This window comes from Shimia isoporae (genome assembly GCF_004346865.1).
Lineage (GTDB): Bacteria > Pseudomonadota > Alphaproteobacteria > Rhodobacterales > Rhodobacteraceae > Shimia > Shimia isoporae.
Genome location: NZ_SMGR01000003.1, coordinates 343,874 through 357,930, shown reverse-complemented (window position 1 = coordinate 357,930; position 14,057 = coordinate 343,874). Strand labels below are relative to the sequence as shown.

General features: G+C 57.4%; 12 protein-coding genes. 5 read left to right on the top strand and 7 right to left on the bottom strand.

The genetic code is table 11. The features are described 5' to 3' along the window. Positions 1–48: 48 nt before the first annotated feature. Both BXY66_RS16080 and rarD read left to right on the top strand, forming a co-directional pair. Positions 49–2,499, top strand: coding sequence for a GcvT family protein (locus tag BXY66_RS16080; protein ID WP_132861402.1), 2,451 nt, complete (start codon positions 49–51; stop codon positions 2,497–2,499). Between the two features lie 127 nt (positions 2,500–2,626). Further along, positions 2,627–3,532 (top strand): EamA family transporter RarD, encoded by a 906-nt coding sequence (rarD, locus tag BXY66_RS16075; RefSeq protein WP_132861401.1) that lies wholly within the window; start codon positions 2,627–2,629, stop codon positions 3,530–3,532. Here rarD and BXY66_RS16070 read toward each other — a convergent pair. From BXY66_RS16070 to BXY66_RS16060, 3 genes are all read right to left on the bottom strand, one after another. Continuing rightward, positions 3,529–4,242 carry an SGNH/GDSL hydrolase family protein gene (locus BXY66_RS16070; protein WP_132861400.1) on the bottom strand — a complete coding sequence of 238 codons (714 nt, stop codon included), beginning with the start codon at positions 4,240–4,242 and terminating at the stop codon, positions 3,529–3,531. The two genes, rarD and BXY66_RS16070, sit on opposite strands and share 4 nt — an antisense overlap. A gap of 3 nt (positions 4,243–4,245) precedes the next feature. Further along, positions 4,246–5,787: a DUF2125 domain-containing protein gene (locus BXY66_RS16065; RefSeq protein WP_165929217.1), complete on the bottom strand. Its 1,542-nt coding sequence runs from the start codon at positions 5,785–5,787 to the stop codon at positions 4,246–4,248. A 145-nt stretch (positions 5,788–5,932) separates the two neighbouring features. After that, complete coding sequence (locus BXY66_RS16060; RefSeq protein ID WP_132861398.1) at positions 5,933–6,343, bottom strand: nuclear transport factor 2 family protein; 411 nt, start codon at positions 6,341–6,343, stop codon at positions 5,933–5,935. Between the two features lie 128 nt (positions 6,344–6,471). Between BXY66_RS16060 and BXY66_RS16055 the strand changes: the two genes are divergently transcribed. Next, on the top strand, positions 6,472–7,125 hold the full coding sequence (locus BXY66_RS16055; RefSeq protein ID WP_207911342.1) for an RluA family pseudouridine synthase: 654 nt from the start codon (positions 6,472–6,474) through the stop codon (positions 7,123–7,125). Positions 7,126–7,193: 68 nt separating this feature from the next. After that, positions 7,194–10,115, top strand: a complete 2,922-nt coding sequence (locus tag BXY66_RS16050; protein ID WP_132861397.1) for an error-prone DNA polymerase — start codon at positions 7,194–7,196, stop codon at positions 10,113–10,115. A gap of 130 nt (positions 10,116–10,245) precedes the next feature. On the opposite strand, the gene BXY66_RS16045 is transcribed toward BXY66_RS16050, so the two are convergent. The 3 genes from BXY66_RS16045 to BXY66_RS20520 form a co-directional block, all read right to left on the bottom strand. Then, positions 10,246–10,971, bottom strand: coding sequence for a class I SAM-dependent DNA methyltransferase (locus tag BXY66_RS16045; RefSeq protein ID WP_132861396.1), 726 nt, complete (start codon positions 10,969–10,971; stop codon positions 10,246–10,248). Between the two features lie 67 nt (positions 10,972–11,038). Then, positions 11,039–12,148 (bottom strand): THUMP domain-containing class I SAM-dependent RNA methyltransferase, encoded by a 1,110-nt coding sequence (locus BXY66_RS16040; protein WP_132861395.1) that lies wholly within the window; start codon positions 12,146–12,148, stop codon positions 11,039–11,041. A gap of 64 nt (positions 12,149–12,212) precedes the next feature. Further along, positions 12,213–12,359, bottom strand: coding sequence for a hypothetical protein (locus BXY66_RS20520; protein ID WP_165929216.1), 147 nt, complete (start codon positions 12,357–12,359; stop codon positions 12,213–12,215). Between the two features lie 220 nt (positions 12,360–12,579). Between BXY66_RS20520 and smpB the strand changes: the two genes are divergently transcribed. Continuing rightward, positions 12,580–13,059, top strand: a complete 480-nt coding sequence (gene smpB, locus BXY66_RS16035) for an SsrA-binding protein SmpB (protein ID WP_132861562.1) — start codon at positions 12,580–12,582, stop codon at positions 13,057–13,059. On the opposite strand, the gene BXY66_RS16030 is transcribed toward smpB, so the two are convergent. After that, a complete protein-coding gene (locus BXY66_RS16030; RefSeq protein ID WP_132861394.1) occupies positions 13,042–13,779 on the bottom strand; it encodes a hypothetical protein in 738 nt (245 codons plus the stop codon). The genes smpB and BXY66_RS16030 overlap by 18 nt on opposite strands. Positions 13,780–14,057 lie beyond the last annotated feature (278 nt).

The following is a 14,057-nucleotide window of genomic DNA, read 5'->3' as shown; positions in this document are numbered from 1 at the left end:
CCGGTCGGACGGTGCAAGCCATCCGGAACACCAAAAAGGACGTAGCTCATGGTTGATCTTCCAAACAAGGCCCGCGTGGTCATAATCGGCGGCGGTGTTGTCGGCTGTTCCGTGGCCTATCATCTGGCCAAGCTGGGTTGGAAAGACGTGGTTCTTTTGGAACGCAAACAGCTGACCAGTGGTACGACATGGCATGCGGCCGGATTGATTGCCCAGCTGCGCGCCACTGCGAATATGACCAAACTGGCGAAATACAGTCAGGAACTCTATGGCAACCTCGAGGCCGAGACTGGTGTCGCAACCGGGTTCAAACGTTGCGGATCCATCACTGTTGCTCTCACGGAAGAGCGCAAGGAAGAGATTTTTCGCCAAGCGGCCATGGCACGCGCCTTTGGCGTCGAAGTTGAGGAGATTTCTCCGTCTGAAGTGAAAGCCAAATACGAACACCTGAACATTGACGATGTGACGGCGGGTGTCTTTTTGCCGCTGGACGGTCAGGGCGATCCGGCCAACATTGCCCTGGCGTTGGCCAAGGGCGCCCGACAGATGGGGGCCACCGTAAAAGAGCGGGTCAAGGTGACGAGCATCGCCAAAAATGGCCGCAAGGTGACTGGTGTCGATTGGGTCAGCGACGATGGCGCGGAACAGGGGCATATTGCCTGCGACATGATCGTGAACTGCGCAGGCATGTGGGGGCATGAGGTTGGTCGTATGGCAGGAGTAAATGTTCCACTGCATGCCTGCGAGCACTTTTACATCGTGACCGAAGGTATTGCCGGACTGACGCAGATGCCCGTGCTGCGGGTGCCGGATGAATGCGCCTACTACAAAGAGGACGCCGGCAAAATCCTGTTGGGCGCGTTTGAGCCGAATGCCAAGCCGTGGGGTATGGGCGGAATTCCGGACACGTTCGAATTCGACCAGCTTCCGGAGGACTTCGACCATTTTGAACCAATTCTGGAAGCGGCTTGCAACCGGATGCCGATGCTGGCCGAGGCGGGTATCCACACATTCTTCAATGGGCCGGAGAGTTTTACGCCCGATGACGCCTATCACCTTGGGTTGGCACCGGAAATGGACAATGTCTGGGTTGCTGCGGGCTTTAATTCGATCGGCATTCAGTCAGCGGGCGGCGCTGGGATGGCCTTGGCTCAATGGATGAACGACAACGAAAAGCCGTTTGATCTTGGGGATGTGGACATCAGTCGAATGCAGCCTTTCCAAGGCAACAAAACCTATCTGTTTGAACGCTCCAAAGAGACGTTGGGGCTGCTCTATGCGGACCATTACCCCTATCGTCAGAAAGCCACTGCCCGTGGGGTGCGCCGTACGCCTTTCCACCATCAATTATTGGAAAAAGGAGCGGTCATGGGTGAGTTGGCTGGCTGGGAACGTGCCAACTGGTTCGCTGATGAGGGACAAGAACGCGAGTACCAATACACGTGGAAGCGTCAGAACTGGTTTGAGAACTCGGCAGCGGAACATCGTGCAATCCGTGAGAACGTAGGCATGTATGATATGTCGTCGTTCGGGAAAATCCGTGTCGAGGGTCCGGATGCTGAAGCCTTCATGAATTATGTTGGCGGCGGTGACTATTCGGTGGCGAATGGCAAAATTGTCTACACCCAATTCCTAAACCGAAACGGGGGTATAGAGGCGGACGTCACCGTTACTAGGTTGACCGAAACGTCATACCTTGTGGTAACGCCAGCCGCGACGAGATTGGCGGACCAGACTTGGATGGAGCGGCACAAGGGCACCTTCAACGTCGTCATTACCGATGTGACTGCGGGCGAGGGCGTTCTGGCGATCATGGGGCCGAACGCCCGAAAGCTGTTGGAGCGCGTGTCGCCAGCCGATTTCTCGAATGCGACCAACCCGTTTGGCACAGCACAGGAGATAGAACTTGGCATGGGCCTCGCGCGCGCTCATCGGGTAACATATGTCGGCGAACTCGGATGGGAGATTTATGTGTCTTCGGATATGGCCGGACATGCCTTTGAAACGCTCTGGAATGCCGGAGAAGATATGGGGCTAAAATTGTGTGGCATGCACATGATGGACAGCTGTCGTATCGAGAAAGGTTTCCGGCACTTTGGTCACGACATCACATGCGAGGATCATGTTGTGGACGCGGGCCTTGGTTTCGCAGTGAAGACAGACAAGCCCGATTTCATCGGCCGTGAGGCGGTGATTGCCCGCAAAGAAAGCGGGCCCAAAAACCGTCTTGTTCAATTCAGGCTGACGGATTCAGAACCGTTGTTGTTCCACAACGAGCCAATCATTCGGGACGGTGAATATGTGGGCTATCTGAGTTCAGGCAACTACGGCCACACACTTGGTGGCGCAATGGGGCTTGGTTATGTTCCGTGCGAGGGCGAAAAGGCAGCAGAGGTGCTGGCTTCGACTTATGAGATCGATGTGATGGGGACGAAAGTCCGCGCCGAGGCTTCGCTCAAGCCGATGTACGATCCCAAGTCTGAGCGCGTGAAAGTCTAGGTCATTTTCGGCAGACCCTGATGTTGGGTCTGCCATCACCATCCTGAATGATGGGCTTCACAGTTTTGCGGCTTTCCTTTGCAGCGGGGCGCGTCTACCAAAGAGCGTCGCAGCGGAGGAGACATCGATGGCCGCTTCACCTGAAACAGCCGAGAACACTGACACGCCGCAGGGCTTTGCCTTTGCGTTGGGCGCGTATGTTTTCTGGGGGTTTCTTCCGCTGTTCATGAAGCTCGTTGCCCATATCTCTCCTGTTGAAGTGGTCGCCCACCGTGTGATCTGGTCGGTGCCGATTGCCGGAGCCGTGCTGTTGCTTATGCGGCGCACGGACGCCTTGGTGGCAGCGCTGAAAAGTCCTCGCACATTGATGATGGCTTGTGTGACCGCTGCATTGGTGTCGGTGAATTGGGGCATTTATGTTTGGTCGATTGCCACAGATCGGGCGCTTGATGCAGCGCTGGGGTACTACATAAACCCTCTGTTCAGCATCGCTTTGGCCGCATTGCTGCTTGGCGAGAAGCTGACCAGACTCCAGTGGGTTGCGGTGGGCCTTGCAGCCGCCGCGGTCTGTGTTCTTTGGTATGATGCGGGCACGCTTCCCTGGGCCGCGCTCACCTTGACGGTGTCTTGGGGGTTCTATGCGTTTTTCAAGAAGTCGCTGCCGGTAGGTCCAAATCAGGGCTTTTTGCTTGAGGTGCTGATCCTGAGTGTGCCCGCGACGATTTATGTGGTGTGGCTTGGGGCGCAGGGTCAGGGGCAGTTTCTGGCCAACTCGCGGGACACTTGGCTGTTGCTGGTCTGCGGGGTAGTGACCGCGGTGCCGCTTTTGCTTTATGCCAACGGGGCGAAGCTTCTCCGTTTGTCGACGATTGGCATCATGCAATACATCGCGCCGACCATGATTTTCCTGGTGGCGGTGATCGTGTTCAACGAACCCTTCGGGCGGGCAAGGATGATTGCCTTCCCGATGATTTGGACGGCTTTGGTGGTGTATTCCGTGCCGATGCTTCGCGAATTGCGGCGCGGCCGTTAGCCCTTCAGGTTTTCTCGAATGTGCGTCGCTATCAATTCTGCCCAAAGCGCATAGGCTTCCTCGGATGGGTGATAGCCGTCCTCAGCCTGAAAGTGCGGTTCAAATGGTACGTCGATTGGCAAGTGTGTAAGAATTGGGTGCGTGGCTGCCAGATCGGCAAGCCCTTTGTCGAGGCGTTTGGCCTGTTCGCCAAGAACCCACCGCAGGGGCTGCGGCAACTGCGGGTAGTCTCCCATGGGCGGCAAACCCGAAGCGACCATGAGCTTTGCACCATAGCTTTCTGAGATCAGGTCGACGAGTTGCTGTTGCCGGGAGACCCAGGTTTTTAGGGAACTTGCGCGGGTGACATCGTTGACCCCGAGCGCAGACACCACCACGTCGACTTTTTGCGGCATCAGACTTGAGATGTGGTCCAGAATGACGCGTGTTGTGGCGCTCGTGGCGGCCTCCAGCCGCCAGTGCACGCGGTGTGTTTTGGCAAGCTGCGAAACCAATTGGCCAGAGAGCGCTTTGGCCTGAGACGTGGCACCGACGCCTGCGGCAGAGCTGTCGCCGATGATAAGCAGGCGCAGCTTGGGCCCTTCGCCATCAGCGCCTGCACGTGCCCCGGGAGGTTCGGGTAGCTGATTGACCCGGCGTCGAATGCCAAGTCCCTGCGCCACGAGAAGCGGCACAAGAGGAATACGGGCGATTTGGTCAAAGGCGATCATCCGTTATTTCAGCCTTTGCCCATTGGCGAGGATATGGCCTTCGGCCGTCATTTCAATGGTCGAGGTCAGGTGATCTTCACCGATGGATTTGGAGAAGCCGCCCAATAACAGACGCACCCCCGCGGCTTGATCTGTAGGCAGCAGTTCTGTTTCGACCAAGGCGTCCAGAAGTGCCTGAACCCCTTGAATGTCAACCGTGATGTCTCCTTCCGGCAGAGGCATGCCCTCCATGGTTTCATAATCGGAATGATCGAAAGTGATGGCGCCCGTCGCCGATGCAATGGTTCCTAAAGCCTCAAGCAAGAGTGTGTCGATTTTTAAATCATACGGTTGCACATAGGCGCCCGGCGTGGCGTCAAGTGCGGAGTCGAGTTCCCAAAAGTCCAGCCACTCGATGTTGCTTTTGGTGGTCGAGGAGATGTCGAGCTTTAGGTTTCCTGGTTCGCGTGGAAGGGTGCCGGAATGGTCAAATGCAGACCAAGTATTCTCGCCCAATTCGACCTCGTCCAAGCCAAGGAGAAGGCGGAAGCTGTCAGTCACCTCATCGCTTTTGAGCAACGGTAGAGCCAGCCGAAAATCGAGGTGCTTTGCACTGATTTCAAAAGTTCCAATCAAGAAGAGAGCAAGGCTGGGGAGGGTTGCATCGACATCCACGTCTCTTGCGGCCAGCGAAAGGTCGATGCCCTTTTGATCCAAAGTAAAACTCAAATCCTGGCCGCCAAGGCTTGTTTCCCGATGGGCGATTAGCCGACTGTTTGGCCCGCTGAGTGTGGTATTTTCAGTCTCATCGTAGTGATCCGCAGCCATGCGTGCTGAGATCTGCAACCCACTACGTAGCGCGCGCGCTAGGTTGAACAGATTGATTTCTCCACTGGGCAAGGACAGTTCCGAGCTGGCTGTCACGCCCCGAGATGTCCCCTTGGTACTTGTGATCTTGATCGATCCGTCCTCGGAAGGTTCCCGATCTTCTGAAGTAAAGGTGTTCAAACTGTTTCTCGAAGACGAGGAAATCTTGAGGCCGTTGCTTGTGTCGATCAATGATTGCCCGAGAAGGTTTTCGTAGCCAAACGACATCTTCATCTCAAAAACATCGTCTTCGTCAGGGATTTGAAATGGACCTACGTTTATCTGAAAACGCTCAGCCGCGTAGTCATAAGTGATTTTTTCGGGTGTGCCTGTTGCCGCCATGGTTCCGTTAGAAGCGCTCAAAGACGTCGACACGGCGAAGGTCTCGCCTTCAGAAAGGGACACGGTAAAGACGTATGGGGCCGACAGGTCATAGTTGAGTTGGACTGTGCCCTGACTTGTTTCTTTTAGCGACATGTCAGGGAGCATGATCTCGATGTCGGCAAGATGCGCGGGGGGCTGTCCGTTGTTGCTTGTCGGTGCTGTCAAACTAAGCCGATAGGTGACGATCGAGGCGTTCAACCCATCGTCGGATTCTTCCAGGCGCGCGGCAAGATTGCCGCCAAACACGCTCGCGGTTGTTCGCATGTTTTCCCATACGTCCATTGCCGTGATCTCGGCATAGGCGGGCGATGTCATACAGAGGAGTACAGGCACGATTGATCGGTGGGGTCGTCTAAGCATCTGAAATTCAATTCTGAAAATGGTCGTCAGCCGCACCCTATGAACCTGAGGCACAGTGGGCAAGGCTGGATGCCTTGCCCAAGATGTGTTTGCCGTCAGGTCAGCTCAACGCGTTTTTGAATTTGAGGAAGCGTGCGTCGGTCATGACGCGTTTGTTCATGGCCTCGCGCAATGCGCCAATGGTTTTGTAGGGGCGCATCACCACTTCGAAATGCTGGATTTCGCCATCGTCGTTCAGGGTGATCAGGTCGACGCCGACACAGTCAAATTCACCGACCTTACACTGGAATTCCAAAGCCCAGTCGTTGCCGTCGCCCATGACGCGGCGATACCGGAATTCCTGAAATACTTGCCCAACGTGGCCCAGTACCGCGGCGGCCGCATCGCGACCTGTCCAAGTGGCCCAATAGGTGGGCGGCTGGAATGTTACGTCTTCGGCCAGCAGGCCCTTAATATCGTCCTCGTTGCCTTTGGCGACAACCTCTTGCATGCGCGTGATGGTCGGGTGCATGTCTCTCTCCCTTGTGATCCGGTTCAGATCGTTGCGATCTAATCGACGTTCAGATTGCCGATGGCGTTGGTTATGGCAAGCCTGACGTTGGGTTGAGGCCGTGGCGTCAAGGGGCTATGGCAGGGCTTATGACTGAGATCACACCCTACGAGCCACCGCAGGACCCTTTGGAAATTCTGCACGAGGACAGCGACATTGTCGTGGTAAACAAACCCTCGGGCCTTTTGTCCGTGCCGGGCCGTGGAGAACATCTGGCGGATTGTTTGATTACGCGTCTTCAGGCGGTGTTTCCTGATGCCTTGCTCGTGCATAGGCTGGATCGGGATACTTCCGGCGTTATGGTTTTTGGTCTGACTGCGCACGCGCAACGACATCTTTCGATGCAGTTCGAACAACGCAAGACCCGCAAAACGTATGTGGCGCGGGTTTGGGGGAGACTCGAGCCGAAGACCGGCACAGTGGATCTGCCGCTTATTGTGGATTGGCCAAATCGACCGCGGCAGATGGTGGATCATGAGAATGGCAAGCCGGCCGTGACCGAATACAGGGTGATGAAAGCAAATGACGTTGAGAGCCGCGTGCGGCTCTTTCCCAAGACGGGCCGCAGCCATCAGTTGCGCGTGCATATGTTGGCACTTGGACACGTGATTCTGGGCGATCCGCTTTATGCCGAAGGTCCCGCGCGCCACTTTGAGCGGCTGATGCTGCATTCCGAGGAGTTGCGGATCAATCATCCCGAAAGCGGCAAGGGGATGGGGTTTCGGGCCAAGGCACCTTTTTGATCTCCTTTTGAACTCCCGTTCCTGCGACTCGCAATGAGAACAAAACGTGAATATACTCGCGACTCACCATGGTAGCCGAGCTTTGTATCACGTCGAATTTCACATTTCTCACCGGGGCGTCGCATCCGGAGGAGTACATGCGCCGTGCTGCAATGGCCGGATTGGACGCAATCGCGATTGCCGATATCAACAGCGTGGCGGGCATTGTCAGAGCTCATACCGAAGCGCGGGAAATAGCGCGTAAAGTGCGCGAACGGTGCCGTGTTGATGAGGCAACGGGATTGGTTGGCCCGCCGCGCCCTGAACACATCCCAAAGCCACAAAGTGCGCCAATCTATGCCAGGCCGCGTCTGATGCCAGCGGCCCGGTTGGAGTTTACGGATGCGCCGCCGCTGACGGCCCTACCCGAGAACAGGCGGGGCTGGGCGAGCCTGTGCCGTATACTGTCAAAAGGGCGGCTGCGGGCGGAAAAGGGCAGCTGTATTCTCAGTCTCTCGGATCTCGTGGATTTTGCAGAGGGGTTGCAGCTTATCCTGCATCCGGAGCAGCAGGGGCTGGCGGGGCCGTGCGGCGCGAGTGGATGGGAGAAACACGTGCCGCGTCTGACGCGGCGCTTTGCTGGTAAAATGCAGTTGGGCCTGACGCCGGCTTATGATGGCGAGGACGGAGAGCGGTTTGCAGCAAGACAAGCAGAGGCCGCGCGGCTCGGGATGCCTTTGGTGGCCACCTGTGCACCGGTTATGCATCAGGGACAGCGGCGCCGGCTGGCCGATGTGCTGAGCGCCGTACGGCTGGGATGCCGTGTGGATGCGCTCGGGCGCGGGGCGCAAGCCAACGGTGAGCGACGTTTGCGGTCGGCCGCCGAAATGGCGCGCCTGTTTCGGGGTTATGAGGACGCGTTGGCGCAAGCAGAGCGTTTGCAAGATGTCTGCACCTTTTCGCTGGATGAATTGCGCTATGAGTACCCCTCTGAAGTGGCGCAGGGAGAGACCGCGGCGGAACGCCTCAAGCGGTTGTCCTACGAGGGGCTGCGGTGGCGGTATCCGCATGGCGCGCCCGAGAAGGTGCGGGGGATGCTGGAACATGAACTCGCGCTGATCACCAAGCTGAACTACGAACCTTACTTCCTTACGGTGCGCGATGTGGTGGCGTTTGCCCGCGGCCGGGACATTCTGTGTCAGGGGCGGGGAAGTGCCGCAAATTCAGTGGTTTGCTATTGCCTTGGTGTAACGTCAGTTAGTCCCGAAATTGGCACGATGGTGTTTGAACGGTTTGTCAGCGAGGCGCGGGACGAGCCGCCGGATATCGATGTGGATTTTGAACACGAACGCCGCGAGGAGGTGATTCAGCACATTTATGAGCGGTATGGCCGTCATCGGGCGGGGCTGTGTGCCACGGTGGTGCATTATCGCGGCAAGCGGGCGATCCGGGAGGTGGGACGGGCCATGGGGCTGACCGAGGATACGATCTCTGCTCTGAGTTCACAGCTTTGGGGCTTCTTTTCAGCCAAGGGGCTAGAGGATGAGCGGATGCGTGAAATTGGGCTGGACCCGAATGACCGGCGTCTGCGGCAGACCATGGATCTGGTTTATGAAATCATCGGTTTTCCCCGCCACCTCAGTCAGCACGTGGGTGGTTTTATCATGACCGAGGGGCGGCTGGATGAATTGGTGCCGATCGAGAACGCGACGATGGAGGACCGCACGGTTATTTGTTGGGACAAGGACGACATTGATTCACTGGGCATTCTGAAAGTCGATGTGCTGTCGCTTGGGATGCTGACCTGCATCCGCAAGGGGTTTGATCTTTTGCAGCGCCATCACGGTATGGATCTCGCATTGGCGACGATTCCACCAGAAGATTCAAAGGTTTATGACATGCTGTGCAAGGCCGACAGCATTGGAGTCTTTCAGGTGGAAAGCCGGGCGCAGATGAACTTTCTGCCACGCATGAAGCCGCGCAATTTCTATGATCTTGTGATCGAGGTGGCGATTATCCGACCGGGGCCGATTCAGGGTGACATGGTGCATCCCTATATCCGGCGCAGGAACGGCGAGGAGACGGTGACGTTCCCGTCGGATGAATTGGGCGAGGTTCTGGGAAAGACGCTTGGCGTGCCGCTGTTTCAGGAACAGGCGATGCAAATCGCCATTATCGGAGCGGGGTTTTCGCCCGAAGAAGCCGATCGTTTGCGACGGTCCCTGGCGACTTTCAAGAAGCATGGATCGGTGTCCGAGTTTCAAGATCGGTTCATGCGCGGCATGAAGAAAAACGGCTATGAAGAGGATTTTGCCGCGCGCTGTTTTTCGCAGATCGAGGGGTTTGGTTCGTATGGCTTTCCGGAAAGCCATGCGGCGTCTTTTGCGTTGCTTGTTTATGCTTCCGCATGGATCAAATGCCATCACCCAGGCATCTTTGCCTGCGCGCTTTTGAATTCGCAACCGATGGGATTTTACGCGCCTGCCCAGATAGTTAGGGATGCGCGGGAGCATGGGGTGGAAGTGCGGCCTGTCGATATCAACGAAAGCTTCTGGGACAATGTCATGGAGCCTGACGGGCGTGGGGGGCTGGCGCTGCGGCTGGGGTTCCGGCAGGTGCGACGGTTGCGTGAGGAAGATGCAGCGTGGATCACGGCGGCTCGGGGAAATGGCTATCAGACGGTCGAGGATGTGTGGCGGCGTGCCGGAGTTGGACCGCATGTGTTGACACGGCTTGCGGAGGCGGACGCCTTTGCGTCCCTTGGGTTGAAGCGGCGGGAGGCCTTGTGGGAGGCCAAAGCGATCCGGTCTGAAAAGCCGTTGCCTTTGTTTGCAGGCGACATGGATGGGGAGGGGATCGTGGAGCCTGCGGCCCTGTTGCCAGAGATGAGCATGGGGGAGCAGGTGGTGGAGGACTATGTGGCGATGCGGCTGACGCTTCGCAAACATCCGGTGGCTCTGCTCAGGCATCTGTTGACGCCGGGAGAGCCGAATCAAGGGTTAACGGGCTGATATGGATGAGATTTTGAGGTCTGCGTCACGGCTGCAAAACGTCGGTATTACGTCGGTGCAACATCTGCGCCCGAAACGTGTGAACCACCCGTGCGTTGCGTTGCGATAGTCGTCGCGGCGCTCAAACAGCCTAGCCCGTCTTTTTCCAGACAGAGACATGGCTGCGGCTGAGGTTGGTGAAAGGCTTGCGGCTCCAATCGGCCCAGCGGTGCTCCAGCTGCATGCCCGCGATCCGCGCCATAAGATCCAACTCGGCGGGCCATGCATAGCGGAACGGGACAGTCAGGTGTTCGGCCTGCCCGTCGCTGAGCCAGATGTGATGCGAGCTGTAGTTTTGCGTGGTGACGTCAAACTCGTCCACACCCCAATGGTCCGAGTCGTTGGCAAAGGGCAGGCGGATTTCCCCCAACGGTAGACGCTGGAGGGGCGGTATCAGGGTTTCGACGACAAAGCGGCCACCAGACACAAGGTGAGCAGCCGCGTTTTCAAAGCAGGCGACCTGAGCGTCTTGCGTGGTCAGGTTGTCGATCGTGTTGAAGACCAGAAAAACCAAAGCGAAGTCGCCGGCCACGCGGGTGCAGGTCATGTCACCAATGGCGGTGGGGATGTCTGCGCCGCCGGGTTTGGCGCGCATTTGCGCGACCATCGGCTCGGACAGTTCTATGCCAGAGACCGGAACGCCTTGTGCGGCCAGTGGCAAGGCGATGCGTCCGGTCCCGACCGCAAACTCAAGCACAGGGCCATCAGCAGCGAGATCCGCAAGAACTTCCACTGTGCGCGCTATGAGTTCGGGGTCGCTGCCGCCATGTGTTGCGTCATAGGTTTCGGCGACATCAGTGTCGAAAAAATTGGGCATGGGAAAACTCGATGTGAATGGGGCGAGCGAACAATGGTCGCCCCTTCAAGTCAAGTCAGGCCCGGGTCTAAAGCTGGCAGGTATGCAGTTTCACCGTCAGGCCACCATGGGCCACCGGCGCAAAGGGCGTTTCAAGGGGCAGGCCGGTAGATTTGGCAAGGCCGGTGTCCGAGGTCACGAGACCGACGCGCCAACCAGTAAACCGTTCTTTCAGAGCGCGACCAAGGCTGGCATGAAGAGCATACAGCGGTTTTTTGTCGCCGATACGCGTGCCATATGGCGGGTTCACAATGACAATGCCGGGTGCGGTGTCGGGGGCTTCCAAATCGCCTACAGAGGTGTGCGTGAAGGTGCATAGTTCTGACACGCCGGACCGTTCCGCATTGTCCTGTGACATGCGTATGGCGCCGGCATCCTTGTCCGAACCATAGAAGCGGGCTGAAGCAGGTTGGGCGTCGGTTGCGCGCATATCTGCCCAGATAGCAGCGTCGAATGTGGCAAGATGTTCGAAGGCAAATGCGCGCGCGCGGCCTGGAAGAAGGCCCGCGGCGATTTCGGCGGCTTCGATCACGAATGTTCCGGAGCCGCACATGGGATCAAGCACAGTCTGAGTGCCGTCATATTCCATTTGGCGCAGGAACATGGATGCCATCGTTTCGCGCATGGGAGCCTTGGCGACGGCGGCTTTGAAGCCGCGTTTGTGCAGGCTGTCTCCGGAGGTGTCGAGCGAGAAGGTCACCATGTTGTTGTCGATGCGCGTTTTGAGAGTCACAGGCGCGTCGTCGGTTGTTTCAACATCGAGCGCGGCGCGCAGCCCTTTTTCGACGCGTTCCTTGGCCGCGCCGGCATGGTAGATTTTTGATTTCTGAGTCACCACATCGACGCGCACCGGAGTATCGGTGCGGAGAAAAGAGCGCCATGGCAGGTCTGCGGTCAGGCCTTCAAGCTGGTTGAGGTGCATGGTCTGGAACGATGCCACGCGTGCCAATACCTTGACCGCGCCGCGCAGCGTCAGATTGGCGCGCCAGACATCCTGCCAGTTGCCGCGGAAGCGCACCCCTCCTGGCATCATTTTGGGTTTTTTGAAGCCCGCTTCGCGCATTTCTGCTGCGAGTGGCTTTTCAAGGCCGGGTGCGGTGACGACGAAGATCTCGAACTTTGGCGGTGCTTGGGTCATGGGCAGGGTGTAACGGGAAATGACCGCATCTGCGAGAGGGAAGGTCGCGCTTTGTTTCGCGGCGTCAAACTCCGCTGGCTGAAAGGGCAACCAAGCCGATCACGGCCAGTAGTGAGATGAAGGCGAGCGTATCACGGCCAAAAATACGGCCAACTGCGCCAAAAGTGGCGCCAGCAAGTGCATGCATTGCGATGACGGCAATGAGTGTCATTTCGGTGTGTCCGGAAAGGCGGCAACCTGCCGCGTCGTTGTAGGATTGTGCTGGGTGTTCGCACGCTCCGAATCTGGCGGATTTAGTTAGCGGACAGGACGTTTCAACGGTGAAGATTGAAAAATCGTTCCTCGTCCGCATCTGCAGCGGTCTTGCAGCAGATTTTGGCACGGCGCCGCTTATGGACAAGCCTCGCAGCGCAAGGTATCCCGTCACGGCTATGGCGAAGAAAAAGAAAGATACGGATCCCAACTACAAGGTGATCGCCGAGAACCGGCGGGCACGGTTTGACTATGCCATCGAGGATGATCTCGAGGTGGGCGTTGTCCTGACCGGGTCCGAGGTCAAATCGCTGCGCGAAAAGTCGGGCAATATCGCCGAAAGCTATGCGGCCGTCGAGGACGGTGAACTTTGGCTGGTGAACTCTTATATCGCGCCATATGAGCGGGCGATGTTCCCCCATCTTGAAAGACGCAAACGCAAGCTTCTGGTCAGCCGGAAACAGGTGAGCGATCTTTGGAATGCCACCCAGCGCAAGGGCATGACGCTTGTGCCCATGGTGATGTACTTCAATCACAAAGGCCTTGTGAAAATGAAGATCGGTATCGCCAAAGGTAAGAAAAACCACGACAAACGCGCGACCGAAGCCAAACGGGATTGGGGGCGTCAGAAGCAGCGTCTGCTACGCCACGGCGATTGATGCGGTCTCGAAAGCATTGAGCCAGAGCCCGTCGACTTCGGCAAGTTTGTCCGCGTCGAATTGATCCAGCATTTGCCAGTAGCGGCCGTCAGGCGCTGTATATGAGAGCTCTTCCTCGCGGGCTTGCGCCGTGGCGATTCCGCACCCGTTTGACAAAGTAAGCGGGCCGGTTGCGCGTAGGCTGTCGACCGGGCGGCGGGGAAACAGCAGCCTGCTGGGATCAGACGACAGGTTCACGCAAGCGCAGCCTTGCTGTGCCGCCAGAAGCGCCAGCCGGGCAGATTTGGCTTCCAATGATTGTAAGGTGATGTCGTCGCGCAGCGGGTCTGCTTCACCGGTGCCGTAAAAATGCGTATTTCCGGCGCTGGCATACATCATGTCACACCCCATGAAGGCCATAACGCGCGGGCGAAGCGCTCCGAGCGCCCAATAGCCGGCGGTAAAAGCCATCGTGCCGCCAGCATAGACCACGCCGCCGTAGGCGTTCTGTTGCGGTATGTAGTCGGTATAATCAACGATCTTCTGGCCGTCTTGCAGGTCGATCGGGCGGCGTTCCTCGGGGAAATCTTCCGGGTGGATCAGGTGTGACCAGTCAGGGCGTACGGCCCATGCATTGTTGATGGCCACGAGATGATCAAAGTGTTCACGAGACCAGTCCGCCGCCTCAATCGCGTTGGGGGCGCTTCCCAGAATTAGGACCGTGTCGCAATGGGCGGACATGAACGTCTCCGCTATTGGCGTCTTGCAAAAATAAATTCAGTGAAATTACGGGTAGTTGAAGAAATTAGATCAGATTTCCAAAAGCTTTGAAACAGTGGCGTGACAGCGCGCACGCGGGATGAAGATAAAAATCCGACAAGTTGCATATCTGTCGGTCACCGGTCTGCCTGGACGCTTGCAAAATAACGCTTCTGAAGTCGGTTCCTGTGCGCGCGCCCTTGCCTCTTATGGTCCTCGGCTGTAGGCAGGCAGATGACTCTGGATTGACCGCGCAACAA